Raw genomic sequence first — 24,631 nt, forward strand, 5'->3', positions numbered from 1 at the left:
CATGCCTGGTGCCCGCCTCGCCCGCACACTCGCGCTCGCCATCGGCCTCACGGTCGCCGGAGCGGTGCTCGCGGCGTGCTCGGCGTCGCCGGGCGACTCGGAGGCGTCGCCCGATAGGCTCACCGTCTCCATCAAGCAGGGCCGACTCGATGTCGTCAACCGGCGGCTGGTGGTGCGATTCGAGAACTCGGGCGACGGGCCCGTGACCGTCACCCGGTTCGACGTGCGGACGCCCACCTTCGCCGAACCGCTCGAGCGCACCAACCCGGTCGAGCTCGCTGCCCACGACGCCCTCGACGTGCGCCTCGACCTGCCGGCCAGCGACTGCGACGCCGAACCTGCTCCGGTGGTCGTCACGGTCGAGTACCCGACCGACGCGGGCTCCCGCACCGCCGAGCTCGTCGCCGACGATCCGTTCGAGGTGGTCGAGTATGTGAGCTCGGCCGACTGCCTCGCCGAATCGGTGGCGGATGTCGCGACGATCGTGATGCCCGAACACCTGCGCTCCACCGGGGCGGGCGTCGATCGGCGCGCCTTCATCGACGTCGCGATCGAGCCCGCGGCATCCGCTCGATCTCAGGACGATGACGACGACGGGAGCGCGTCGATGCACCTCGAGCGAGTCTGGGGTACGACGCTGCTGAACGCCGAGGACGGCACCGACTGGCCCCTCGGGCTCGACATCGTCGCGGGCGCCGACCCGTTCGTCGTCAGCCTCGCGGTTCGCCCGGCGCGATGCGACGCGCATGGCATCGCCGACGACAAGCGCGGCACGATCCTGCCGTTCGAGATCGAGACGGGCGATGGTCGCGCGGGCCGTCTCGACATGCCCGCCGGCGACACGCTGAAGAACGAGCTGTACGGCTACTACACGGAACGCTGCGGCCTCTAGGTGTTGCTGGCCATGAGGTTGTTGACGGTCGGGTCATTGATCGTCGGTTGATGCCTCCGACTTCTGGAGTGCCGCACGTTGCCCAGCGGAGAGACGGTCGGGTCGGGCTTGTAGGCAGTAGCCTGCGTTGTTCTCGTGGACTGTGAACGGATCGGCGAGCACTGGATGTTGCCGTAGCTGCTGTAGTGCGTCGTCGAGTCGGTGAAGATTCCATTCGAGTGCGATGGCCAGTTGTGCGCGGGTCATCCGGTGCCGCATGTGGCCGAGCGCGGCGACGATGGTCATGGCGTCGTCGACCGTCGGGTCCGCGAGGTCGCTGCCGCGGAGTTGCTCGGTCAGGGTCGCGAAGAATCGGCCCATGTGGGCGAGCCGGACACCGACCGGGCTGTCGTCGCCGAAGAGGGTGATGCCGCGATCGGCCACCTCGGCGACGCTCGCGTGGCCGCTGGAATCAGCGCGGACTGCTCGTGTCCACACGTCGTCGCCGACCCCGTACCGCTCTTTGCGACTCCCGGGCTCGACGTGGCGTTCGACGAGCTCCATGCCCTCGAGATACCCGATCGCTTTCGACACCGATGCAGGGCTCACGCCCAGGGCGCGCACAAGGTTGGCAGCCGTCATGGTGTCGGCTGTGGAGGTGGCCAGGCTGGCGAAGACGCGCGAGGCCATTCGGGGCATTCCCGTCGCGGCGAGTGTGGAGGCAAGTTCCGTGATGAATGCGTGCTGGACGTCCTCGGCGGTGTTCGCCGGTGTTTCGGAGACTCGTTTGCGGGGGCCGCGCCGTCGCGCCTGTTGCGCTGCGGCGGCGTCGTAGTCGCGATGCCCATTGCGGGCTACCTCGCGGCTGACAGTCGACGTGGGGCGTCCGATCTGTCGCGCGATCTGCGCGTAGGACCGTCCTTCGGCGAGCCCGGCCGCGATCGTCTGCCGGTCCTCGAGACTGAGCCGGCCCACCGCCATTCCGTCCTCCGATCACACTGCAACGCACCGATTGCGTTCACCAACATCATCTCGCAACGATTCCCTAATTTCTGGAACATTACGTTGACGCCTGAAGAAACGCAACGTAGCGTTTCGGAGATCCGAAACATGAAGGAGGGTGTCGTGTATGTCTTGGCAATCTCGACCGTGAACGATAGCGACCGGTTCTGGAGCGGCTTGAAGAAGGCGCATGCGCGCCTGCCCAAGGGCGCGGCGTGGGTGTTCGCCGTCGCGAGCACGGACGGGACGAAGGCGGTGAACGTGATCCGACACGACTCGATCGACGCGGTGCGCGATCTGCTCGATGGGTATGCCGGATCCGCGGCGGTGACCGAGTACGCCGAAGCCGACGCAGCGAACGCCATCGGACTCGGCAAGTAGGGCTCGCGCGTGAGCCCGCTGGCAGAGCTGGAATCTCGGATCGGACTGATTCTGGACAGGTACCAGACCCCCGGCGCCGTGATCGGCGTCCTGCACCGGGGCGAGGTGACCGAGCTCGCCTACGGCGTGAAAGACATCAGTACCGGGAAGCCGGTGAAATCCGACACGGTGTTCCAGTGCGGGTCGTTGACGAAGTCGTGGACGGCGCTGGCTTTCCTGCAACTCGTCGACGAAGGCAAAGCCGCCCTAGATGAACCGGTGCGGAGCTATCTGCCGCGCTTTCAGGTGGCGGACCCGGCCGTGAGCGCCCAGGTGACGCCACGGCAGTTGCTCGATCACACGAGCGGGATCGAGGAGTCCTACGGGGACCCCGGCGAGGACGACGACGTGTATGAGCGGATGGTCGCAGCGATCCTGGATGCGCCCCAGGTCAGCCCGCTCGGCTCCGTGCACGGATACAGTGCCGCGCTGGGCTACGCGATCCTCGCTCGGATCATGGAGGTCATCGACGGGAGGCCTTGGCATCTGATCATGACCGACCGGATCTTCACCCCGATGGGTGCCACCAGCACGCACGCGTGGCGCGAAGAGGTCGACCCGGCCCGTGCGGCCCGCGGTCATCTGATCCGGTCGCTCGAGGAGGGCCCGATCCCTACGCCGGTGGACGACCTGCCTCGTGCGTTCGGGGCCGGCGGCGGCATCACCTCCACCGCCAGCGACGTGCTCGCCCTCGCCCACGTCTACCTGCACGCTGGCCTCGCCCCGAACGGACACCGCCTCGTCTCGCCAGCCGCGATACGAGAGATGATGACCTCACGTGTGCCGATCCCCGATCCCTACACCCTCGGCACGGAGTGGGCGCTCGGCCTGGTCGTGGACAACTGGCACGGGCACACCGTCTACGGGCACGACGGGAGCACGATCGGGCAGAACGCGCGTGTGCGCATCCTGCCCGACGACGAACTCGCCCTCGTGCTGCTCAGCAACGGGGACCCACGTGAAGGCCGCCACAGCGAGATCTTCAATCTCATCCTCGCGCAGTTGGGTACCGTCACCATCCCACCCCTGCCGATCCCCGACCTTGCACTGACCCTGGACCCGGCACGCTACATCGGCGTCTACGAACGACCCGGTACCCGTTTCGAGGTCACCTGCGAACACGGCGGCCTCCAGGTTCACCTCGACGTCGACCCAATGCAGGCCGCGATCATGGGCACGTCCGACCGCATCACCCGCGACCTGCTACCCGTCGACGACACACACTTCCTCCTGCCGCCGAACACGCCGCTCGAGGACATGCAGACGGCCGCGATCTTCGGCTTCCGCGACGGGCGCGCCCGATACCTCCACACCAACGCGCGTCTCCATCCGCGCGAATCATGAGGAGCTGCACGGCGCACCGCAACGCACCGCTCACCCCCGAAGCACGCCGCCGGCTCATCGAACGCTGCCGCACCTGACCGATCGCGCATGTCGCTGCCGAGATGGGCATCTCCCGCGCAACCGCATCGATGTGGGTGGACCGGTATCGCCAGTACGGGGAGCTCGGTCTCCTCGAACGCCCGTCGACACCCCTACGGCAGCCGACTGCCACGCAAGGCCACATCGTCGCCAGGACCGAGTCGATGCGGCGTGACCGCAAATGGCCGGCATCCCGCATCGCCTTCGAACTCGAACAAGCGGGAACAACAGTCAGCCGTCGCACGATCACGAGGCTCCTCGCCGAGCTCGGCTTGAATCGGCGCAAGTTCATCGACCCGAACGGCGAGACAAATCGGCAGCCGCAGAAGATCGTCGCGGCACGGCCGGGGCACATGGTTCATCTCGACGTGAAGAAGGCGGGCCGCATCCCTGACGGCGGCGGCTGGCGCGCACGGAAGAGACAGCGCTCAGGCCAGAGCCGTCGCCCGAACGAAGGAGCGAGGTACGCGCACCGGATACGTCTATCTGCACCGCGATCGACGGCACACACGCCTGGCTCATACCGAGGCCCTCGAGAACGAGCAGGCAGCGACCGCGGTCGCTTTCCTCGACCGAGCGCGCGAGTGGTTCCCCCGGCACGGCATCACGAAGATCGAGCGAATCGTCACTGACAACGCCGCCTGCCACCGCGCCCAGGCATTCACGGATGCTCGACGGCGCAGAGCACCGCCTCACGAGGCCGTACACGCCCGAACACAACGGTGAAGTCGAGCGCTACAACCGCATCCTGGCCGACGAGTTCCTGTTCGCCGGGATGTGGAGCTCAGAGACCGAACGCTCCGGTGCGCTCACGACCTGGAACCGGCACTACAACTACCACCGGCCCTACGGCGCGCACGGCGGAGAGCCGCCGGCCTCGGCGACGCCGTTGCGCGTCGACAACGTCCTGGCCTCCTACATCTCGGCCTCTTCGCCGACGGGAGCGTCGCGCGGTTCGACCACCCGCGCCAACAGCTCGATGAGCAACCGCTCGGTCAGCGGACCGGGCAGCGCCTCGACGAGGGTGAGCACCGGCGCGAGCTGATCGGGCAGTGCTCCGCCATCGCCTCCACCGCCGAGCAGGCCGAACGCCCGGAGCAGCGCGGCGGCGCCATCGGAATCGAGACTCGAGGATGCCGCGGCCAGGCCCTCGGCGCCCGCAGGCAGGTGTGCGGCGAGGCCGTCGAGCAGCTCGTCTCCCCGGACACGCGGAATGCCTCGCACGGAATCCGCGGCGGCGACGAGCGCAGACGTGAGGTCGGGAAGCAGCGATTCCGTGACCGGCGTGACGGTGAGATGCGTGGTGTGCGGCAGCAGCGTCCCGTCGGGCTGGACCATCCCGGGCTGCAGCTGCAGCTGCCAGCCCGCTCGGCGTGCGGCATCCGCCCAGTGGTGGGGATCGACCCGGCGAGCTGCGTCGACCTCCTCGTCGGCGGCGACGGCCAGCAACGGACCGGTCGGCGCGCCCACCACGCGGAGGCCCTCGATGCCGTCGACCACGGTGCGCAGGGCGGCGGTGGCGCGCGCGGCTCGGGCCGTGAGCTCCGTGAACCCCTCCACGCCGATCGCCTCGATGATCGACCAGGCTGCGGCGAGCGGACCGGCCGGCTTCGAGCCGGCGAGGGTCGGATTGACGACCGGATACCCCGGCCACGCCGTCGTGGCGAAGTACTGATGCCGCTGGCGGTCGCGTCCGCGGGTGAGCAGGACCGATGTCCCCTTCGGCGCGTAGCCGTACTTGTGCAGGTCGGCCGAGAGGCTCGTGACGCCGGCGACCCGGAAGTCCCAGGCGGGCAGCTCGTCGGGCCAGAAGGCGAGCGCGAATCCTCCGATGCAGGCATCGACGTGCAGGGCGATGCCGCGAGGGGCGGTGATCGCCGCCACGTCACCGACGGGGTCGAGCGTCGCAAACGGATACGACGGTGCGCTCACGACCACGAGCGCGACATCATCGCCGAGTCGGGACTCGATGTCCCCGACATCCGGCGCACCGGTTGTCGGTTCGACCGGCACGAGATCGAGCACGACGCCGAGCAACTCGGCCGCCTTGTGGAACGCCGCGTGCACGGTCACGGGGGCGACGATCCGTGGGGTTCGAGGAGTGCCCGCGCGTGCGGAACGCCACGCGTCGCGCGCGGTCTTCACCGCGAGCAGGCAGCTCTCCGTGCCGCCCGAGGTCACGGATCCGACGACTGGTTCGGGCGCGGCATCCGCCCCATGGAAGATGCGCCGCGCGAACCCGACGACGCCCGCTTCCATCGCGGCGACCGACCCGAACGTGGTCGGGTCGAGTCCGTTCACCGGCTGCACGAGGCGAGCCGCATCGGCCGCCAGCTCGTCGAGCTCGGGGACGCCCGAGTCGTAGACGTACGAGAGCACCCGACCGCCATGGGTCGGCGCATCGCGCCGGCGCAGCTCGGCGAGTTCGTCGAGCACATCGGCCGGCTCCCGTCGGAACCGCATCATCGGAGGACCGCCTCGGCGCCGGCATCGGCCTCGATGTCGCCCTTGCGAAGCGGGTACCGACCGAGGGGCACGAGGCTCAGCAGCACGAGTGCCGCGGGGAGGAGGCTGAACGCGACGGTGATCGCGGCGATCGCGGCGTCGGGCTGCGCGACCTCGGTCGCGCCGCGCGACTCGACGTAGCCGGTGACCGCGAGCACGAGCGTGAGCAGGGTCGCACCAAGGGCCATGCCGGCCGTCTCGCCCGCCGTCCAGACTCCGCCGAAGCTCCCGGCGCGGCCGTCGCCGTGCTCCCGTGCGTCATGCGAGATGACGTCGGGCAGCATGGCCATCGGCAGCGACTGCATGCCGGCGTAGGCCGCACCCGCGAGCGCGACCGGGGCGTACACCCACGACCCGGGGGCCCACAGCATGCCCACGAGCGAGGCGGCCGCGACCGCGAAGAGCACGCTCGCCATGCGGAACCCACGTTCCTTGCCGACCCTGCCCGCGACGGCCTGCCAGATCGGGGCGCACAGTACGGCGGGCGCGATCAGCGCGACGAAGAGCACCGTGACGAGCCGCTGGTCGCCGAGCACCCAGGTGGCGACGAATTGCGCGCCGGCGAGCATCGCGCCGGTCGCGAGCCCCTGCAGCACGAACGCGGCCAGCAGAACCCGGAAGGCGGCGCTTCGGCGAAGCGCCGCGAGCCCCTCGGCGTAGCCGGCACGCAGGCTCCGCCCGGGCGCTGCCTTCGTCGCCGTGACCCCGCGCGCAGCGGTCGTCGACGCGATCAGCATGCCGACCCCGATCACGAGACCCGCGACGAGCGCCATCACGAGGTACCCCACGTGCTCATCGGCGAACGCGGAGCGGATCTCGGGGCCGCCCGCGCCGAAGAGCAGGATCGCGATCGTGAGCACCACGACCCGCCACGTGAGCAGCCGAGTCCTCGCGTCGTAGTCGGGTGTCAGCTCGGCGGGCAGCGCGATGTAGGGCACCTGGAAGAAGCTGAAGGCCGTGGCCGTCGCGAGGAACGCCAGGAAGACCCAGATCCCGGATGCCGCGGGGGCGAGCCCGGCCGGAACCGCGAACGTCAGCACGAATCCGACGGGCAGCGCTAGTGCACCGACCACCATCCACATGCGCCGCGTCCCGGTGCGGGCGAGGGCCCGGTCGCTGCGCTCGCCGATCCAGGGATCGACCACCACGTCCCACACCTTCGCAGCGGTGACGACGAGCCCCGCGATGAGTGCGGCGACGCCGAGCGTGTCGGTGAGGTAATAGACGAGGACGAGGCCCGGCAGCGTCGCGAACCCGCCCGTGCCGATCGAGCCGATCGCATACCGGGTGACGACGCCGCGGGAGAGGGATCGCTCCGGTGCGGTCATGGGGGCAGTGTAGCCGTGCGGAGGCGAAGTGGGACAACTGACCTAGACTGTGCCCATGCGTGCCCCCACGGCTCCCGATCGCTCGATGGCGACTCCCGAGCTCTTCGCAAGCCTCACCGACGATGTCGTCGCATCCGGGTCCGTGACCGTGACGGTGCCGACCCCCTCGACCGGCGAGCCGTTGCACGAGCTGCCGCACTCGAGCGCCGATGACGTCGGGGAGGCGGTTGCCCGTGCGCGCCTCGCCCAGCTCGCCTGGGCCCGAGCGGGATTCGCGGAGCGTCGCCGCATCCTGCTGCGCGCCCACGATCGCCTGCTCGACCGGAACGCCCTGCTCCTCGACCTCGTGCAGCTGGAGAGCGGCAAGACGCGCGGACAGGCGGTCGAGGAGGTGTTCGAAGCGGCATCCGTCACGAGGTACAACGCCCTCGCCGCCAGGCGAGTGCTGCGCGGCCGGTCGCGGCGGGCAGGGGTGCCGCTGGCCGTGACCACGCGAGTCCGGTACCGCGCGAAGGGCGTCGTCGGCGTCATCACGCCGTGGAACTACGCGTTGAGCCTCGCCGCCATGGACGTCGTGCCCGCCCTCGCCGCCGGCTGCGCCGTGGTGCAGAAGGCCGACGATCAGGGCGCCCTCTCGATCCTCGCGCTCCGCAGGGCCTTCATCGAGGCGGGCGTGCCCGAGGCGGCCTGGGCGGTGGTGACCGGTTCCGGCACCGTCGTCGGCGAGGCGCTCACCGACCGGGTCGACTACATCTGCTTCACGGGCTCGACCGCAACAGGGCGGGCCATCGCCGAGAAGGCCGGGCGCCGACTGGTCGGCGCATCGCTCGAGCTCGGCGGCAAGAACGCGATGATCGTGCTCGACGACGTCGATCCCGTCCAGGCGGCGGCGGATGCCGCGTATGGATGCTTCTCGGCGATGGGTCAGCTGTGCGTGTCGATGGAGCGCATCTACGTCCACCGCAGGATCGCGGCACCGTTCACCCGCGCGCTCGTCGAGCACCTCGGCGCGGCGCGGCTCGGCTCATCGCTGGAGTACACGAGCGACTTCGGATCGCTCGCGACCGCCGCACAGCTCGAGCGCGTCGAAGAGCACCTCGACGACGCGCTCGCAAACGGCGCCACGGTGCTCGTCGGCGGGCGCCCCCGTCCCGACGTCGGCCCGTGGTTCTTCGAGCCCACCGTGCTCACGGGCGTCACATCCGAGATGCGAGTGCACGCCGAGGAGACCTTCGGCGCCATCGCGTCGCTCTACCTGGTCGATTCCGACGAGGAGGCGATCCTGGCGGCGAACGCCAGCGAGTACGGGCTCAACGCCTCGGTGCTCACCCGATCGCCGCGACGCGCGCGCCGTGCCGCCGAAGCGCTCGAGGCCGGCAGCGTCAACATCAACGAGGGGTACCGCGGCAGCTTCAGCTCGGTCGATGCACCCATGGGGGGCGTGAAGGCGTCGGGGCTCGGTCGTCGGAACGGACCCGAAGGCCTCCTGCGGTTCGTCGACCCCGTCACCGTCTCGACGTCGACCGGACTGCTGCGGTTGCCTCGCACGGCACGCGAGTTCTCGGCGCTCGCGGGCCCGTTCGTGCTCCTGGCGCGCGTGCTCCGAGCCATCCGTCGACGCTGAACCGAGGTCGAGCGGACGGCGTGCAGCTCAGGTCGCCTCGGAGTCGAACGGCGCCGGCTCACCCGACCCGAGGGCCTCGCGCTTGCGCTTGCGCTGCAGGTAGGCCGAGTTCTCGTTCACGGCCGCCCGCGCCACGACGGGCTTCACGGGCTCGGCGAACGGGTCGACGTCGGAGAGGGCCTCGCGGATGATGCGACGGGGGTCGTACTGGCGAGGGTCGAGCTTGCGCCAGTCGACGTCGTCGAAATCGGGACCCATCTCCTCGCGCATCCTCGACTTCGCCCCGTTCGCCATGTCGCGCAGGGAGCGCACGAACCGCCCGAGCTGCGAGGCGTAGTACGGCAGTCGTTCCGGTCCGAGCAGGAAGACGGCGATCACCCCGATGATGAGGAGCTTCTCGAACGTCAGACCGAACACCACTACAGGATAGTCGGCGGCGAGGCGTGCGAACGCCGAGAGGCCGGGGCCTAGGCTTGGGGGTCGAGATGAATCCCTGGAGTCGCCACGTGTCCGATCGAGACCTGAACTGGAAGTACGTCGACGAGGCCGTCGTCGAGAGCGACGCCATCGCGAGAGCCCGTCAGCAATCGCTCGAGCTCGGCATCGACCCCGTGTCACCGGCCGTGGGCGCCCAGCTCGCGGTCATCGCGGCGGCGGCGCGCGCCGAGTCCATCATCGAAGTCGGCACCGGGGTGGGCGTGTCAGGGCTCTGGATGCTCCAGGCTGTGCGGGGCGCGATGTTGACGTCCATCGACACCGAGAACGAGTACCTGCAGCACGCCCGCGAGCACTTCGCCGACGCCGGAATCGCACCTGCCCGGGTGCGCCTCATCGCCGGCCGGGCGAGCGAGGTGCTCCCCCGCATGAACGAGATGTCGTACGACGTGGTCGTCATCGACGCCGACGCTGCGTCGGTGATCGAGTACGTCGAGCACGGCCTGCGCATGGCCAAGCCCGGCGGGTCGGTGCTGGTCGCCCGGTCGCTGTGGAAGGGCCGCGTCGCCGATCCCGCGCGCCGTGATGACACCGCGACCGCATTCCGGGAGCTCATCGCCGAACTCGCGGCGTCATCGGCCGTGGCGACGGCCGTCTCGCCTGCCGGAGACGGCCTGCTCCAGATCGTGAAGCTCGACGCCTGAGCGTCGATCAGGCGGCGTTCACGACGCCGCCGAGGACGTCGTACAGCTCCTTGGCCTCGGCGTCGTTCACCGACACGACCAGACGACCACCGCCTTCGAGCGGCACCCGCACGATGATGAGGCGACCCTCCTTCACAGCCTCCATAGGTCCGTCTCCGGTGCGTGGCTTCATGGCCGCCATTGAGCTACCCCTTTCGTGGCTTCCCTTCCATTATCGGGCATCCCGAGCGGTGCTGGGAAATCGCGGTGAGCCTTGTGCACGACTCGCCCCGAATCGCGGGCGTCGCCGGCACGGATCAGGGCGGAGTCCAGTCCCGCCCGTCGATGCCCCAGCAGATGAGCAGCCAGCCCACCTGCAGCGCGAGGAACGCGACCACGACCGCCCAGCGATACCACCTGCGCCGAGGCAGTGCCAGGGCACCGAGGAGCGGGAACAGCGGAGCGACGATGCGGAACGTGCTCGACTGCGGGAAGAACACCGCGAGCAGGTAGAGCGCGTAGCTCGCCGACCACAGGCGGATGTCGACGCCGAGGCGGCGCACCGCCGGCGACAGGAGCGCAAGCGCGAACCCGATCACGAGCGCGACGACGACGATGGTGCCGAGCGGTTGTCCGAGCCACCAGTCGCCCGACTGGAACCACGGGGTGAACGGCACGAGCTCCCGGTAGCCGATGTAGGCCGACCGCCACGCGAGCTCGGTCTCGGTGTAGGCCTGCAGGTCGCCCGTGGCCGCCCACGCGACGCCGGGCCACGCCAGCCCCGCGAGCCCGGAGAAGACGGCGGCGGATGCCGCGAGCACGCGCTCTCGCATCGGGAACGCCTCCCGGTGCCGCCGGAACCAGCGCCACGCCCAGTGCAACGCGAGCGTCAACGCGAACGCCAGCGCCCCGGGCCGCGTGAACGACCACACCGCGATCACCGGGAAGAGCCACTCGTACCGCCGATCGACGAGCAGGAGCAGCGCGAGCGCGAGCCAGAGGAAGCCGAGCGACTCCGCGTAGCCGAACTGCATGATCGGAGCGACCGGCGCGACGCAGAACAGCACCACGGCGAAGAGCGCCCGGTCGGACTCCAGGAAGCGGGACATGAGACGGTGGAAGACCAGTGCGGCGCCGAGTCCGGCGGCGAACGCGATGACGACGGACGCGACGTTCCACGGCACGCCGAGCCAGGTGAGTCCCCCGACGATCGCCGGATACACCGGCAGGAACGCCCAGGCGTTCTCGGCGACATGCCCCGAGTCCGTGAGCGGCAGCTCGGTCGGGTATCCGTTGGCGAGGATGATCTGGTACCAGCGGGCATCCCACAGGTTCGCGTACTCGAAGTAGCCCGGCCGGGCACCGGTCCACGCGTTGGGACCCTGCACGCTCGCGAGCACGAGCACGATCATCGTCGTCACGGCGCGCGCCCCCACGTAGACGAGTGCGACCTTCGCCCACCACGGCAGCAGGCGCCACCGTACCCTCGGCGACCGCCTCGTCGCTCGGAACGGATCGCGCTCGCGTTCGAGCGGGGTGCTCGTCATCGCCGCCTCAGGCCGCTCCGGTGAGCCACGCGCGCAGGGCGCGCTCGCACGAGAGGATCTGGTCGCAGGCGACGCGTTCGTCGTCGGCGTGCGCCTTCAGCGGGTCGCCCGGCCCGAAGTTCACCGCGGGGATGCCCAGGGCACTGAACCGCGCGACATCCGTCCAGCCGTACTTCGGGCGCGCCTCGGCCCCCACTGCGCGCACGAAGTGCTGCGCGAGCGGGTCATCGAGTCCGGGCCGGGCGCCTTCGGCCTCGTCGACGACGGTGAGCTCGTACTCGGGGAAGATGCCCCGGACGTGCTCGATGGCCTGCGCGACCGTGCGATTCGGTGCGAACCGGTAGTTGACGTGGAGCATCGCCTCGTCGGGGATCACGTTGCCGGCGATGCCGCCGGAGATGCCCACGGCATTCAGGCCCTCGCGATAGGCTAGGCCCTCGACCTCGACGGTGGGCGCCTCGTATGCCGCGAGTCGCTCGAGCGCCGGCGCCAGCTTGTGCACCGCATTCTCGCCGACCCAGCTCCGCGCCGAGTGTGCCCGGAGGCCGTACGCTCGGAGCTCGACGCGCAGGTTGCCGTTGCATCCACCCTCGACGTGGCCGTTCGACGGCTCGCCCAGGATCGCGAAGTCGCCTGTGAAGAGGTCGGGGCGGCGGCGGGCGAGGCGGCCCAGCCCGTTCAGCTCCGCCGAGACCTCCTCGTGGTCGTACCACATCCAGGTGATGTCGACGATGGGTTCGGTGAGCTCGACCGCGAGTTTCAGCTGCACGGCGACGCCCGACTTCATGTCGACGGTGCCGCGACCCCAGAGGTATGGCTGACCGTCGAGCGTCTCGATGCGGGTGGGAAGGTTGCCGTTGATCGGCACGGTGTCGAGGTGCCCCGCGATCACGACCCGGCGATCCCGGCCGAGGTTCGTGCGCGCCACCACGGTGTCGCCGTCGCGGATCACGTCGAGGTGCGTCGCCCCGGCGAGCGCTTCGACGATGAGGTCGGCGAGCCGGGTCTCGTCGCCCGAGACGCTCGGCACATCGCAGATCGCCTGCGCGATCGAGACCGAGTCGGCGGTGAGGTCGAGTGCGGGCATGGACCGAGTCTAGGCCGGTGGATCGGCGCACCCCTCGACGCGCTCGCGCGCCGAGCGCGTCGCCGCCGACGGGCTCGGGGAACGTACGCTGGATCCATGCCTGCTGACGACACCGCTTCCGACCGTGCCGACCGCGTCGCGTGGGGTCACGGGCTCGCGACCGTCTCCGCCGACGGCACGGTGCTCGACGCGTGGTATCCCGCACCCGCACTCGGCCGGCCCGACGCCTCCGCCGTGCCGGTCGAGCTCGAAACGCTCGCGGGCGGCGACGAACGCCGGGCCGTCACCGTCGAAGCCGTCACCGTCACGGTCGACCTCGACGCGGCGCCATCGGGCACGGCCGACGCGTACCTCCGGCTGCACCTGCTGTCGCATCTGCTCGTGCGACCCAACGAGCTGAACCTCGATGGGATCTTCGGTCATCTCCCCGCGGTCGTGTGGACCAACGCGGGGCCGGTGCATCCGGCGGACTTCGCCCGGCTGCGACCCGCGCTGCAGCGGGCGGGCATCCATGCGATCGGGCTCGACAAGTTCCCGAGGCTCCTCGACTACGTGACACCCGACCGGGTGCGCATCGCGGATGCCGCGCGAGTCCGCTTGGGCGCCCACCTCGCGCCCGGCACCACCGTGATGCACGAGGGGTTCGTGAACTTCAACGCCGGCACGCTCGGCGCATCGATGGTCGAGGGCCGCATCTCGCAGGGCGTCGTCGTCGGCGACGGATCCGACATCGGCGGCGGCGCCTCGATCATGGGCACGCTGTCCGGAGGCGGCACCGAGCGGGTCTCGATCGGCGCACGATCGCTGCTCGGCGCGAACTCCGGCATCGGCATCTCGATCGGCGACGACTCCGTCGTCGAGGCCGGACTCTACGTCACCGCGGGCACGAAGGTCGTCGTACTGGGCGCCGGCGACGACGAGCCCCGCACCGTGAAGGCGCTCGAGCTGTCGGGCGTTCCGAACCTGCTGTTCCGACGCAACTCGCTGAACGGTCAGGTCGAGGCGCTCTCACGCAGGGGCGAGGGCGTCGCCCTGAACGCCGCCCTGCACGGCTGAGGGTGACGCCCGCACCGTCGACTACAGTGGATCCAGGCCGCCTCGTGGCGGCCGTCGTCATGCGCATCACGAAGGAGTGACGTGGGTACTGACGCACCACGAACCCGAAGGCACCGCGGCCTCGCGTTCCTCACGGGCATGCTCGTGACGGTGCTCGTACTCGGCCTCGCCGCGGCGGGGTTCGGCTGGTGGACGGTGCAACGGTCGTTCCCGACGACGAGCGGTCGGATCGAGGTGCCGGGGCTCGCCGCCGCCGTCACCGTCTACCGGGACGACCTCGGCATCCCCCAGCTCGTCGCCGAGACCGATCATGACCTGTTCTTGGCACAGGGTTACGTGCACGCCCAGGATCGCTTCTGGGAGATGGACTTCCGCCGGCACGTCACCGCCGGACGGGTGGCGGAGCTCTTCGGCGAAGCGCAGGTCGCCACCGACGCGTTCATCCGAACCCTCGATTGGCGTGGCGTGGCCGAAGCGGAGTACGACATGCTCGACGACGCGTCGCGCGCCCGCTACGACGCCTACGCCGAGGGTGTCAACGCGTACCTCGACGAACGCAGTGGCGCCGACCTGTCGCTCGAATACGCGGTGCTCGGGCTGCAGAACCCCGACTACTCCCCCGAGCCATGGTCTCCGGTCGACTCGATCGCCTGGCTGAAGGCCATGGCCTGGGACCTCCGGTCGAACCTCGGCGACGAGATCGACCGGGCTCTGCTCGCGACTGCCCTGCCGCCCGAAGAGGTCGAGCGCCTCCATCCCGACTTCCCGTGGGGCTCGATGCCCACGATCATGGAGGGCGCGGTCGGCGCAGCGCCGGCATCGACCACCGTCGAACCCGCCGCCCCTGCTGCGGGTCGAGGAGCCGACGCCGTCGGCGTCTCGAGACCCCCCGACGCGGCGGCCGCAGCGCCCTTGGACCTGCGGGCGCTGCTCGACGAGGTGCCGGCGCTCCTCGGACCCGAGGGCGGCGACCTGGGTTCGAACTCGTGGGTCGTCTCGGGTGCCCACACCGAATCCGGGATGCCGCTGCTCGCCAACGATCCGCACCTGGGGCCGGCGATGCCGTCGATCTGGGCCCAGATGGGGCTGCATTGCGCGCAGCTCTCGGAGGCATGCGGGTTCGACGTGAGCGGCTACACCTTCTCGGGCCTGCCGGGCGTCATCATCGGGCACAACGAACGCATCGCGTGGGGCTTCACGAATCTCGGGCCCGACGTCGCCGACCTCTACCTCGAGCGCGTCGTCGGAGACACCTACGAGTACGACGGCGTGATGCTGCCGCTCACCCTCCGCGAGGAGACGATCGAGGTGGCGGGTGGCGACCCCGTCACGATCACGGTGCGCTCGACGGCGCGCGGTCCGATCGTCACCGACATCCGCAACGACTTCGCCACAGTCGCCGGCGAGTATACGGCGACCTCCGACCAGCCCGACGACGTCGAAGACGTCTCGCTGCAATGGACGGCACTCACGCCGGGAACGACCGCGCAGGCCGTCTTCGCGCTCAATCGCGCGCAGGACTGGGACGAGTTCCGTGCGGCGGCGGCGATGTTCGCCGTGCCGGCACAGAACCTCCTCTACGCGGACGTCGACGGCAACATCGGCTATCAGGCTCCCGGTTCGATCCCCATCCGCAAGTCGGGCGACGGCACCGTTCCACTCCCCGGCTGGACGAGCGAGACCGGCTGGGCGGGCACCATGCCGTTCGACCAACTCCCGTCGATGCTGAATCCGGCGCGGGGCTACATCGTGACCGCGAACAACCCGGTGAGTACCGACGGCCCCATGCTGACCCAGGACTGGGACCTCGGGTATCGAGCGGCTGAGATCGAGCGGATGCTGCAGCAGCACATCACCGAGGGCGATCTTCTCACCGCCGATGAGCTCGCCGAGATGCAGCTCGACACCGCCGACCCCAATGCCGAGGCCTTCCTTCCCGTCATCGGCCAGCTCGACTTCGAGGGCGACGCGGCCCGTGGCGCCGACCTCCTGCAGGGATGGGACGCACGGGCCGACGTCGACAGCGCCGAGGCGGCGTACTTCGCGGTGTTCTGGCGCAACCTGCTCGAACTCATGTTCGCGACCCTGCCGACGGAGACGCGGCCCGAGGGCGGCGACCGGTGGTTCCGGGTCGTCGGCTCCCTGCTCGACGATCCCGACGCGTCCTGGTGGTCGAACGAGCAACACGGCCTCGCCGGGCGCGACGAGATGATCGAGTATGCGCTCGACGCGGCCTGGCGCGAATCGTCCCGGCGCATGGGCAGCGACCCCGATTCGTGGCGATGGGGTCGACTGCACACCCTCACGCTCAGGAATGCGAGCTTCGGCGAATCCGGCATCGGACCGATCGAGTGGCTCTTCAACCGTGGCCCGTACGAGGTCGGCGGCGGATCGAGCATCGTGAATGCGATCGGCTGGGACGCGAGCCTCGGCTACGAGGCCGACTGGGTCCCGTCCATGCGCATGATCGTCGATCTCGACGACCTCGACTCCTCGCGATGGGTGAACCTCACGGGCGCGTCGGGTCACGCGTTCCACCGACACTACGCCGACCAGACGCCGATCTGGCAGCGCGGCGAGCTCCGCTCATGGCCGCACACGATCGACGCGGTTCAGGATGCCGCGAGCGAGACGTTGCACCTCCGCCCTGCGGGCGGCTGACGACCGGTGCTCCGCTGATCGAGGAGCGCTCGGCGCAGCCGAACGCGTCTCGAGATCAGGCGGTCGGGTACGAGCGCTCCGACTCTCCGACGTACAGCTGCTGGGGACGCCCGATCTTGGTCTGCGGGTCGAGGTTCATCTCGCGCCAGTGCGCCATCCACCCGGGCAGTCGCCCGATCGCGAAGAGCACCGTGAACATGCGGGTCGGGAATCCCATCGCCTTGTAGATGACCCCCGTGTAGAAGTCGACGTTCGGGTAGAGGCGCCGCTCCTTGAAGTAGTCGTCCTCGAGGGCGATCTGCTCGAGTTCCTTGGCGAGATCGAGCAGCGGATCGTTCACGCCGAGCCCGGCCAGCACGGCATCGGCCGACTCCTTCACGAGCCTGGCGCGCGGGTCGTAGTTCTTGTACACGCGGTGGCCGAAGCCCATGAGCTTCACGCCGTCCTCCTTGCGCTTCACGCGCTCGACGAACCTCGCCACGCCCTCGCCGGAGTCGCGGATGCGGGCGAGCATCTGCAGGACCGCCTCGTTGGCGCCGCCGTGCAGGGGACCCGAAAGTGCCTGGATGCCGGCCGAGATCGATGCGTACAGGTTGGCCCCGGTCGAGCCGACGAGGCGCACCGTCGAGGTCGACGCATTCTGCTCGTGGTCCTCGTGGAGGATGAGCAGCCGGTCGAGCGCCTTCGAGAGCGTCGGATCGATGACGTACGGCTCGGCCATGTTGCCGAAGTTCAGGCGGAGGAAGTTGTCGACGAAGTTCAGCGAGTTGTCGGGGTAGAGGAACGCCTGCCCGAGGCTCTTCTTGTGCGCGTACGCGGCGATCACGGGGAGCTTCGCGAGCAGCCGGATCATGGTGAGTTCGACGTGGTGCAGGTCGTGCGGGTCGGATGAGTCCTCGTAGTAGGTCGAGAGCGCCGAGACCGCGCTCGACAGCACCGCCATCGGGTGCGCCGTGTGCGGCAGCGCCGAGAAGAACCGCTTGAGGTCCTCGTGGAGGAGCGTGTGGTGCCGGATGCGCTCGTCGAAGTCCGAGAGCTGGTCGGCCGTCGGGAGGTCGCCGTAGATGAGCAGCCAGGCAACCTCGAGGAAGGTGGAGTTCTCGGCGAGCGCCTCGATGGGGTACCCGCGGTAGCGCAGGATCCCCTGCGCACCGTCGATGTAGGTGATCTCGGAGCGTGTCGACGCCGTGTTGACGAAGCCGTAGTCGAGTGCGGTCAGGCCGGTCTGGCGGGTGAGCGTCGAGATGTCGATGCTCGAGGAGCCGTCGACCGCTGGACGGATGGGGAATTCGGCGCTGCCGCCGGGAAAGCTCAGGGTCGCGACCGCGGGTCGATGCCCGTCCGCCTCGTTCACGACGTCGCTCACGGCGCCTCCTGTGATGGTCACTTGTGCGGTCACCTGCTCTCCAGTCAGGGGCCTGTCGTGGCCGCGGCCCGAATACAGCCTAGACGTGGAGTCGGCACACTGTTGCATCCGCCAAGACATCCGGACGTCCGTTGTCGGCGGTCACAATCTTGGCGAACTCAGGAGCCAGCGCCCGACAGCCGCGATGCGGCCGCCTGTATCCGCTCGTCGGTGGCGGTGAGCGAGAGCCGGACGTGATGGGGGTGGTACTCGCCGTAGAAGTGGCCGGGACCGGCGAGGATCCCGAGCTCGGCGAGGCGACCGATCGACTCCCATGCGTCGCGCCCCTCGGTGGCCCAGAGGTACAGGCCGCCTTCGCTGCGGTCGATGCGGAAACCGGCCGCCTCGACGGCTGGACGCAGCACGTCGCGACGAGCGCGGTACCGCCCGCGCTGCTCCTCCACATGGTCGTCGTCGCGCAGGGCCGCGACCATGGCCGCCTGCAGCGGTGCCGGGAGCATGAGGCCGGCGTGCTTGCGCACGTTCGTCAGCCGCGCGATCGAGGTGCGGCATCCGGCGATGAATGCCGTGCGATAGCCCGCCATGTTCGACTGCTTCGACAGCGAGGAGATGACGAGCGTGTCATCGAAATCGCCGTCGGTGACCCTCGGGTCGAGCAGGCTCGGCACCCGCTCGGTGTCCCACGGAGCATCCCAGCCGAGTTCGGCGTAGCACTCGTCGCTCACGATGACCGCACCGATCGCGCGGGCCTGCTCGCGGGCCGCCCGGAGCTCGTCGAGGTCGAGCACGCGTCCATCGGGGTTTCCAGGGGTGTTGAGCCAGATCAGGCGCGTCTCGCCGGGCCACTCGCTCGGGTCGTCGGACGGGAAGGCTCTGGCTCCGGCGAACAGCGCCCCCATCTCGTAGGTCGGGTAGGCCGCACGAGGATGGACGACGACATCGCCGGCGCCGAGCCCCAGCATGAACGGCAGCATGGCGACGAGTTCCTTCGAGCCGATGGTCGGCAGCACGGATGCCTCGTCGAGCCCCGTGACCCCTCGACGGCGCGCGAACCACTCGACGATCGCATCACGCAGCGCGGGCGTGCCGATCGTCTGCGGATACGCATGGGCGTCGCTCGCCGCGGCGAGGGCGGCCCGCACGATCTCGGGCGTGGCGTCGACCGGGGAACCCACCGACAGGTCGACGAGGCCGCCGGGGTGCGCCGCGGCCTGCTGGCGGTACGGCGCCATGAGGTCCCACGGGTAGTCGGGCAGCGCGCCGAGCGCCATGCTCAGTGCACCTGGGGCGGCAGGTCGGCGACGATCGGGTGGTCCTTCGGGATCACGCCGACTTTCGCCGCACCGCCCGGGGAGCCGATGTCGTCGAAGAACTCGACATTCGCCTTGTAGTAGTCGGCCCAGACCTCGGGCAGGTCGTCTTCGTAGTAGATGGCTTCGACGGGGCAGACGGGTTCGCACGCGCCGCAGTCGACGCACTCGTCGGGGTGGATGTACAGCATGCGTTCACCCTCGTAGATGCAGTCGACCGGGCATTCGTCGATGCAGGCCCGATCTTTGACGTCGACACACGGCAGGGCGATGACATAGGTCACGGTGACTCGCTGTCCCTTCGGAGGCTGAGCCTCCAGTCTATGCTTCGTCGCGGGAGGAGACCGGAAGGTTGGGCCAGGCGACGACGAGCACGGCGATGAGGGCCGGTCCGATCGACCAGATCGTTCCGATGGTGTCGCCGGCGATGAGCACCGATGCGCCGAAGCCGGGAAGGGTGAGGAGGGCGACCGCGCCGACGACTCCGACGGCCGCCGCGGCCGCGACCGCCCGTCCTCCTGCGACGAGGCGGATGCCCAGCAGGAGGGCGAGCACGCCCCCGAGCGCCGCGACGAGTCCCCACGGGATGACCACGTCGCCGATGCGGATGACGTGACGGTGACCGACCGTGGCGACCACGCCGTAGAGCACGCCGATGACGAGGGCGACCGCGTAGGTGCCGAGACGGCCGGGCGAGAACGCGGCGGTCGGACTGCTCACGACTTCGGGGCCACGGTGTAGGTGACCGCGTTGCCGTCGCCCGCGAGGAAGACGACGTATTCGCTGTCGGAGTAGGCGGCGACCGTCCCGACCGGGCCGGTCGCGCTCCGATCCTCCGAGAAGCCGGCGCCCTCGAGGGCGGTCACGGCGTCGGCCACGCCGTCGGCGGCGGACGAGGAGATGATGACCACCCACCCCTCTTCGCCACCCGCTCCGGCCGCGAAGGTGACGTCGCCGTCGATGAGCGGCACCGACTCGGGGAAGTTGCTCGGCAGCTCGCCGTCGAGGTTCACCTCGCCACCCGTCTGGCTCTCGATGGCCTCCTCCACCTCTCGGTTCACGGCGTCGAAGGGATTGCAGCCCGAGAGCAGCAGGGTCGCGAGCCCGGCGATGGCAGCGGCAGCGGCGGCGCGACCGGTGATGGTGGGCATGGGAAGGCTCCTCGGTGGATCGGCAGGAGGCGGGGCGACACGAGCGTCTGCGGCATCCGCCCGCTCGGAGTCTACTCGGCGGTGCCGGCGACGGACATGCCGTAGCGTGGAGCCGACCGCGAGGGCCGAACGGAAGGGATCGATGAGGATGTCGGATGCCGAGACCGCTGACCAGCACGAGGACGCCGCCGTTCGCGTGGAGCGCGACGGCCGGGTCGCGATCGTCACCATCGATCGCCCGGCATCGCTGAACGCCCTCTCGGTGGGGGTGCTCACCGAGCTCGAGCGTTCGTTCGCGCGGTTGGCCGACGACCTGCAGGGCGCGCGCGGCGTCCTGCTCGTGGGCGCGGGCGGCAGGGCGTTCATCGCCGGGGCCGACATCCGGGGCCTGGCCTCGCGCACCTCCGACGAGGCGACCGAGGTGGCCGAGCTCGGGCATCGGGTGGCTGCGGCGATCGAGGCGCTGCCGGCGCCGGTGATCGCATGCGTCGACGGCTTCGCACTCGGGGGCGGGCTCGAGATGGCGCTGGCGTGCGACCTCATCTACGCGACGGATGCCTCGAGCTTCGGCCAGCCCGAGGTGAAGCTGGGTCTGATCCCCGGGTTCGGGGGTACCGTGAGGCTCCCCCGCGCCATCGGCGCAGCCCGGGCGAAGGAGCTGATCTACTCCGGCCGGCGCATCGAAATCGACGAGGCCGTCGCGTGGGGGCTGGTCGCGCGGCGATTCGATGACCGCGATGCGCTGCTCGCGGGTGCCCGAGAGACGATCGAGGCGATCGCCATGAACTCCCCGTCGGCGGTGGGCCTCGCCAAGCGGGTGCTCGTTTCGGCGGCAGGGCAGCCGACTGAGGTCGCGTCGCGCCTCGAGATCGAGGGGTTCGAAGACGCGTTCAGCACCGACGACAAGCACGAGGGCGTGACGGCGTTCCTCGAGAAGCGGGAGCCCAGGTTCAGCAGAAGCTGAGCCCGCGCCGAATCACTCGGCGCCGAGCGGCGCCCGTACGTGTCGAGCGTTCGCGTCAGCCGACGCGCGCCGACAGCCAGGCGAAGCCGTCGAACCGCACACCGTCGGCGCCGAACATCTCGAGGTGGAGGTGCGGGCCGGTCGACTGGCCGGTCGAGCCGACGAGGCCGAGCTGCTGACCGGCGGTCACCTGGTCGCCGACCGAGACCGCCAGCGAACCGTACTGCATGTGGGCGTAGGAGCTCGTGATGAGCTCGCCGTCGATGTTGTGCTGCACCTCGACGTTGACCCCGAGGCCGCCGCCGTTCTCGGTGGCGAGCACGACGACGCCGTCGGCGATCGACATGACCGGCGTGCCGTTGCCCGGGTTGAAGTCGATGCCGTCGTGGAACGTCGAGCAACCGCCACAGGGCGCCTCCCTGGGGCCGAAGCCCGATGCCCGCTTCTCCCACGAGACGACGGGCCAGACGACGAGGCCCGACTTGACGACCGAGACGCTGCCGACGCCGGCAACCTCCGAGACGATCGGCGGCGGCGCCGCCTCGACCGAGTAACCCCCGGCCGAGAGCGTCTTCACCTCCGCCTCACCCGAGACGGCGAGGTGCTGCGGCTCGTACGAGATCGAGTCCTCGACCGGCGCGTACACGGAGGCTCGGGGCTCGGCCTCGTTCGCGGTGACCGCGAGGGCCGGCAGGCCGGTCGAGATCATCATCCCGCCGACGAAGGTCATCGCGAGCACCGAGAAGGCGGGGCGCGCCGAACCCGATCGACGGCGGGGATCCGCGGGCCGGGCCGACGCAGCGGTGGTCGACGGGGTCGCCGACGTCGATCCGAAGGTGCGAGGAGCTTTCCGGGTGCCGGAGGACTTGCGGGTCCGGCGGAGGCTGAAGCGGACAGGTGCTGGTGCGGCCGCACGGCGGCCATGCTGAGGGGAGGTCATCGAGTGCGTTACGTGTCTGATTCGGGGGCGTGAAAAAATCCCGACCTACGTCCGGGATTCGGGCAATTCCGACAAACTACGCACCGAATCTGGGAGGAACCTCCGTTATCGAACCGTAATCTGGGAAACCCCCGAGAACGATGCGTTCGAATCGATATCCGCCCGGCTGCCCGAGCACCCGTCGCGCTGTCGCAGGGGCACGATCACGAGCAGCGCCGGAACGGCCTGGTCAGGCCTGTTTCTTGAGCCGGGAGGCGAGGCGCGCACGGGCCGTCTGGTCGAGCTCGACCTTGCGGATTCGCACCTTCTCGGGCGTCACTTCGACGCACTCGTCTTCACGCGCGAATTCCAGGCATTCCTCCAGGGTGAGCTGCCGTGAGGGCGTCATCGACTCGAAGGTGTCCGCCGTGGAGGAGCGCATGTTCGTGAGCTTCTTCTCCTTGGTGATGTTCACGTCCATGTCGTCGCTGCGCGAGTTCTCGCCGATGACCATGCCCTCGTACACCTCCTCGGTGGGGTTCACGAAGAAGGTCATCCGCTCCTGCAGGGCGATGATCGCGAACGGGGTCACGACGCCTGCCCGGTCGGCGACGATCGAACCGTTGCTTCTCGTCGTGATCGCGCCTGCCCACTCGCCGTAGCCGTGCGAGATCGCGTTCGCGATGCCGGTGCCACGCGTGATGGTGAGGAACTCGGTGCGGAACCCGATGAGGCCGCGGCTCGGCACGATGAACTCCATGCGCACCCACCCTGTGCCGTGGTTCGCCATGTTCTCCATGCGACCCTTACGGGCGGCGAGCAGCTGCGTGATCGCGCCGAGGTACTCCTCGGGAGCGTCGATCGTCAGGTGCTCGTACGGTTCGTGCACCTTGCCGTCGACCGTCTTCGTGACCACCTGCGGCTTGCCGACGGTGAGCTCGAATCCCTCTCGTCGCATCTGCTCGACGAGGATCGCGAGTGCCAGCTCACCGCGGCCCTGCACCTCCCAGGCGTCGGGGCGGCCGATGTCGACGACCTTCAGCGATACGTTGCCGACGAGCTCACGGTCGAGGCGGTCCTTCACCATGCGCGCGGTGAGCTTGTGCCCCTTGACCTTGCCGACGATGGGCGAGGTGTTGGTGCCGATCGTCATCGAGATCGCGGGATCGTCGACGTGGATCGCCGGCAGCGGACGCACATCCTCGGGATCGGCGAGCGTCTCGCCGATCGTGATGTCCTCGATGCCCGCGACGGCGATGATGTCACCGGGACCGGCCTCCTCGGCGGGGAATCGGTCGAGCGCCTTCGTCTTCAGCAGCTCAGTGACGCGCACGTTCGAGTGCGACCCGTCGTGACGTACCCACGCCACGGTCTGGCCCTTCCGGATCCGGCCGTTGAAGACGCGGAGCAGCGCGAGGCGACCGAGGAATGGCGACGCGTCGAGGTTGGTGACCCACGCCTGCAGCGGCGCCTCGTCGTCATAGGTTGGCGCCGGCACGTGCTGCAGGATCGCCTCGAAGAGCGGCTCGAGGTCTTCGCTGTCGGGAAGGCTGCCGTTCGCGGGCTTCGTGGTGGACGCGCGACCCGCCTTGCCCGAGGCGTACACGACGGGCACGTCGAGGATGGCATCGAGGTCGAGCTCGCCGTCGGTGCCGCCGGATGCGGCATCGTCGGCGAGGTCGGACGCGAGGCCGAGGAGCAGGTCCTGGCTCTCGGCCACCACCTCGTCGATGCGAGCATCGGGTCGGTCGGTCTTGTTGACGAGCAGGATCACCGGGAGGCGCGCCTCGAGCGCCTTGCGCAGCACGAACCGGGTCTGCGGCAGCGGGCCTTCGCTCGCATCCACGAGCAGCACGACGCCGTCGACCATCGACAGGCCTCGCTCGACCTCACCGCCGAAGTCGGCGTGGCCCGGCGTGTCGATGACATTGATGGTGACAGGGCCGGATGTCGCGTGCACACCGTCGTACTCGATGGCCGTGTTCTTCGCGAGGATCGTGATGCCCTTCTCGCGCTCGAGCTCGTTCGAGTCCATGGCGCGCTCGTCGACGTGCGCGTGCTCGGCGAAGGAGTGGGTCTGCTTCAGCATGGCGTCGACGAGCGTCGTCTTGCCGTGGTCGACGTGGGCGACGATCGCGACGTTGCGCAGGTCGTTGCGGGTGGCGTTGGCCATTGGTGGGTCCTCGCGATGTGGCATCCGTCATCTGCCGATTTCGGGCTCGGCGGGGCCGCGCGGATGCGCTGGATGGGAGTCTGTGGGAGCGCGGACGACCGTGAACC

The 24,631-nt window shown here is 69.6% G+C and carries 22 protein-coding genes and 2 pseudogenes; 9 read left to right on the forward strand and 15 right to left on the reverse strand.

The window, feature by feature from the left end; translation table 11 throughout:
- Position 1: 1 nt before the first annotated feature.
- Positions 2–892 (forward strand): hypothetical protein, encoded by an 891-nt coding sequence (locus HUS56_RS16305; protein WP_173924436.1) that lies wholly within the window; start codon positions 2–4, stop codon positions 890–892.
- Positions 893–925: 33 nt separating this feature from the next.
- On the opposite strand, the gene HUS56_RS16310 is transcribed toward HUS56_RS16305, so the two are convergent.
- Both HUS56_RS16310 and HUS56_RS17515 read right to left on the reverse strand, forming a co-directional pair.
- The gene (locus HUS56_RS16310) at positions 926–1,561 is read right to left on the reverse strand and encodes a GbsR/MarR family transcriptional regulator (protein WP_254431521.1); all 636 of its coding nucleotides are present in this window, start codon (positions 1,559–1,561) and stop codon (positions 926–928) included.
- A 213-nt stretch (positions 1,562–1,774) separates the two neighbouring features.
- Positions 1,775–1,852 (reverse strand): annotated as a pseudogene (locus HUS56_RS17515) (hypothetical protein); the annotation flags it as partial.
- Positions 1,853–1,936: 84 nt separating this feature from the next.
- On the opposite strand from HUS56_RS17515, the gene HUS56_RS16315 reads away from it, so the two are divergent.
- The 3 genes and pseudogenes from HUS56_RS16315 to HUS56_RS16325 all read left to right on the forward strand — a co-directional run.
- A complete protein-coding gene (locus HUS56_RS16315) occupies positions 1,937–2,254 on the forward strand; it encodes a hypothetical protein (protein WP_217424042.1) in 318 nt (105 codons plus the stop codon).
- Between the two features lie 9 nt (positions 2,255–2,263).
- Positions 2,264–3,637, forward strand: coding sequence for a serine hydrolase (locus tag HUS56_RS16320; protein WP_217424043.1), 1,374 nt, complete (start codon positions 2,264–2,266; stop codon positions 3,635–3,637).
- Positions 3,634–4,637, forward strand: a pseudogene (locus HUS56_RS16325) (IS481 family transposase); the annotation flags it as partial. The gene HUS56_RS16320 and the pseudogene HUS56_RS16325, both read left to right, overlap by 4 nt.
- Here HUS56_RS16325 and HUS56_RS16330 read toward each other — a convergent pair.
- Together HUS56_RS16330 and HUS56_RS16335 are read right to left on the reverse strand one after the other, a co-directional pair.
- A complete protein-coding gene (locus HUS56_RS16330) occupies positions 4,631–6,181 on the reverse strand; it encodes an aspartate aminotransferase family protein (protein ID WP_371808321.1) in 1,551 nt (516 codons plus the stop codon). The pseudogene HUS56_RS16325 and the gene HUS56_RS16330 overlap by 7 nt on opposite strands.
- Positions 6,178–7,548, reverse strand: coding sequence for an MFS transporter (locus HUS56_RS16335; protein WP_173924438.1), 1,371 nt, complete (start codon positions 7,546–7,548; stop codon positions 6,178–6,180). The genes HUS56_RS16330 and HUS56_RS16335 overlap by 4 nt, the downstream gene beginning before the upstream one ends.
- Positions 7,549–7,603: 55 nt before the next feature.
- Between HUS56_RS16335 and HUS56_RS16340 the strand changes: the two genes are divergently transcribed.
- A complete protein-coding gene (locus tag HUS56_RS16340; protein WP_254431497.1) occupies positions 7,604–9,172 on the forward strand; it encodes a succinic semialdehyde dehydrogenase in 1,569 nt (522 codons plus the stop codon).
- A gap of 27 nt (positions 9,173–9,199) precedes the next feature.
- Here the strand turns inward: HUS56_RS16340 and HUS56_RS16345 are convergent, their stop codons facing one another.
- Positions 9,200–9,592, reverse strand: a complete 393-nt coding sequence (locus tag HUS56_RS16345; RefSeq protein ID WP_371808322.1) for a twin-arginine translocase TatA/TatE family subunit — start codon at positions 9,590–9,592, stop codon at positions 9,200–9,202.
- Between the two features lie 86 nt (positions 9,593–9,678).
- Here HUS56_RS16345 and HUS56_RS16350 point away from each other — a divergent pair, with 86 nt between their 5' ends.
- Positions 9,679–10,311, forward strand: a complete 633-nt coding sequence (locus HUS56_RS16350) for an O-methyltransferase (RefSeq protein ID WP_173924440.1) — start codon at positions 9,679–9,681, stop codon at positions 10,309–10,311.
- A 7-nt stretch (positions 10,312–10,318) separates the two neighbouring features.
- Here the strand turns inward: HUS56_RS16350 and HUS56_RS16355 are convergent, their stop codons facing one another.
- The 3 genes from HUS56_RS16355 to dapE form a co-directional block, all read right to left on the reverse strand.
- Positions 10,319–10,492 carry a DUF3117 domain-containing protein gene (locus HUS56_RS16355; protein ID WP_019179788.1) on the reverse strand — a complete coding sequence of 58 codons (174 nt, stop codon included), beginning with the start codon at positions 10,490–10,492 and terminating at the stop codon, positions 10,319–10,321.
- Between the two features lie 115 nt (positions 10,493–10,607).
- The gene (locus HUS56_RS16360) at positions 10,608–11,837 is read right to left on the reverse strand and encodes a hypothetical protein (protein ID WP_254431498.1); all 1,230 of its coding nucleotides are present in this window, start codon (positions 11,835–11,837) and stop codon (positions 10,608–10,610) included.
- A gap of 7 nt (positions 11,838–11,844) precedes the next feature.
- Positions 11,845–12,924: a succinyl-diaminopimelate desuccinylase gene (dapE, locus tag HUS56_RS16365; RefSeq protein WP_173924441.1), complete on the reverse strand. Its 1,080-nt coding sequence runs from the start codon at positions 12,922–12,924 to the stop codon at positions 11,845–11,847.
- A gap of 96 nt (positions 12,925–13,020) precedes the next feature.
- On the opposite strand from dapE, the gene dapD reads away from it, so the two are divergent.
- Complete coding sequence (gene dapD, locus HUS56_RS16370; protein WP_173924442.1) at positions 13,021–13,980, forward strand: 2,3,4,5-tetrahydropyridine-2,6-dicarboxylate N-succinyltransferase; 960 nt, start codon at positions 13,021–13,023, stop codon at positions 13,978–13,980.
- 81 nt (positions 13,981–14,061) lie between these two features.
- Positions 14,062–16,641, forward strand: coding sequence for a penicillin acylase family protein (locus HUS56_RS16375; protein ID WP_254431499.1), 2,580 nt, complete (start codon positions 14,062–14,064; stop codon positions 16,639–16,641).
- Between the two features lie 55 nt (positions 16,642–16,696).
- Here the strand turns inward: HUS56_RS16375 and HUS56_RS16380 are convergent, their stop codons facing one another.
- The 5 genes from HUS56_RS16380 to HUS56_RS16400 form a co-directional block, all read right to left on the reverse strand.
- Complete coding sequence (locus HUS56_RS16380) at positions 16,697–18,007, reverse strand: citrate synthase (RefSeq protein ID WP_254431500.1); 1,311 nt, start codon at positions 18,005–18,007, stop codon at positions 16,697–16,699.
- 158 nt (positions 18,008–18,165) lie between these two features.
- On the reverse strand, positions 18,166–19,278 hold the full coding sequence (dapC, locus tag HUS56_RS16385; RefSeq protein WP_173924444.1) for a succinyldiaminopimelate transaminase: 1,113 nt from the start codon (positions 19,276–19,278) through the stop codon (positions 18,166–18,168).
- Positions 19,279–19,280: 2 nt separating this feature from the next.
- On the reverse strand, positions 19,281–19,601 hold the full coding sequence (gene fdxA, locus HUS56_RS16390) for a ferredoxin (RefSeq protein WP_173924445.1): 321 nt from the start codon (positions 19,599–19,601) through the stop codon (positions 19,281–19,283).
- Between the two features lie 37 nt (positions 19,602–19,638).
- Positions 19,639–20,037 carry a hypothetical protein gene (locus tag HUS56_RS16395; protein ID WP_173924446.1) on the reverse strand — a complete coding sequence of 133 codons (399 nt, stop codon included), beginning with the start codon at positions 20,035–20,037 and terminating at the stop codon, positions 19,639–19,641.
- Positions 20,034–20,468: a hypothetical protein gene (locus tag HUS56_RS16400; protein ID WP_173924447.1), complete on the reverse strand. Its 435-nt coding sequence runs from the start codon at positions 20,466–20,468 to the stop codon at positions 20,034–20,036. Before HUS56_RS16400 ends, HUS56_RS16395 begins: the two co-directional genes overlap by 4 nt.
- Positions 20,469–20,616: 148 nt before the next feature.
- On the opposite strand from HUS56_RS16400, the gene HUS56_RS16405 reads away from it, so the two are divergent.
- Complete coding sequence (locus HUS56_RS16405; RefSeq protein ID WP_217424044.1) at positions 20,617–21,432, forward strand: enoyl-CoA hydratase/isomerase family protein; 816 nt, start codon at positions 20,617–20,619, stop codon at positions 21,430–21,432.
- A 55-nt stretch (positions 21,433–21,487) separates the two neighbouring features.
- Here the strand turns inward: HUS56_RS16405 and HUS56_RS16410 are convergent, their stop codons facing one another.
- A complete protein-coding gene (locus tag HUS56_RS16410; RefSeq protein WP_173924449.1) occupies positions 21,488–22,162 on the reverse strand; it encodes a M23 family metallopeptidase in 675 nt (224 codons plus the stop codon).
- 439 nt (positions 22,163–22,601) lie between these two features.
- Positions 22,602–24,524 carry a translational GTPase TypA gene (typA, locus tag HUS56_RS16415; protein ID WP_173924450.1) on the reverse strand — a complete coding sequence of 641 codons (1,923 nt, stop codon included), beginning with the start codon at positions 24,522–24,524 and terminating at the stop codon, positions 22,602–22,604.
- Between the last annotated feature and the right edge of the window lie 107 nt (positions 24,525–24,631).

The organism is Agromyces sp. Marseille-P2726 (assembly GCF_902809835.1).
GTDB lineage: Bacteria > Actinomycetota > Actinomycetes > Actinomycetales > Microbacteriaceae > Agromyces.

Bases quoted from the DNA above. Each gene is read 5' to 3' on its own strand.
- HUS56_RS16305 (WP_173924436.1), top strand. From the start codon at position 2: ATGCCTGGTGCCCGCCTCGCCCGCACACTCGCGCTCGCCATCGGCCTC.
- HUS56_RS16310 (WP_254431521.1), bottom strand. From the start codon at position 1,561: ATGGCCTCGCGCGTCTTCGCCAGCCTGGCCACCTCCACAGCCGACACC.
- HUS56_RS16330 (WP_371808321.1), bottom strand. From the start codon at position 6,181: ATGATGCGGTTCCGACGGGAGCCGGCCGATGTGCTCGACGAACTCGCC.
- HUS56_RS16335 (WP_173924438.1), bottom strand. From the start codon at position 7,548: ATGACCGCACCGGAGCGATCCCTCTCCCGCGGCGTCGTCACCCGGTAT.
- HUS56_RS16340 (WP_254431497.1), top strand. From the start codon at position 7,604: ATGCGTGCCCCCACGGCTCCCGATCGCTCGATGGCGACTCCCGAGCTC.
- HUS56_RS16355 (WP_019179788.1), bottom strand. From the start codon at position 10,492: ATGGCGGCCATGAAGCCACGCACCGGAGACGGACCTATGGAGGCTGTG.
- HUS56_RS16360 (WP_254431498.1), bottom strand. From the start codon at position 11,837: ATGACGAGCACCCCGCTCGAACGCGAGCGCGATCCGTTCCGAGCGACG.
- dapE (WP_173924441.1), bottom strand. From the start codon at position 12,924: ATGCCCGCACTCGACCTCACCGCCGACTCGGTCTCGATCGCGCAGGCG.
- dapD (WP_173924442.1), top strand. From the start codon at position 13,021: ATGCCTGCTGACGACACCGCTTCCGACCGTGCCGACCGCGTCGCGTGG.
- dapC (WP_173924444.1), bottom strand. From the start codon at position 19,278: ATGGCGCTCGGCGCGCTGCCCGACTACCCGTGGGACCTCATGGCGCCG.
- HUS56_RS16400 (WP_173924447.1), bottom strand. From the start codon at position 20,468: ATGCCCACCATCACCGGTCGCGCCGCCGCTGCCGCTGCCATCGCCGGG.
- HUS56_RS16405 (WP_217424044.1), top strand. From the start codon at position 20,617: ATGTCGGATGCCGAGACCGCTGACCAGCACGAGGACGCCGCCGTTCGC.
- HUS56_RS16410 (WP_173924449.1), bottom strand. From the start codon at position 22,162: ATGACCTTCGTCGGCGGGATGATGATCTCGACCGGCCTGCCGGCCCTC.
- typA (WP_173924450.1), bottom strand. From the start codon at position 24,524: ATGGCCAACGCCACCCGCAACGACCTGCGCAACGTCGCGATCGTCGCC.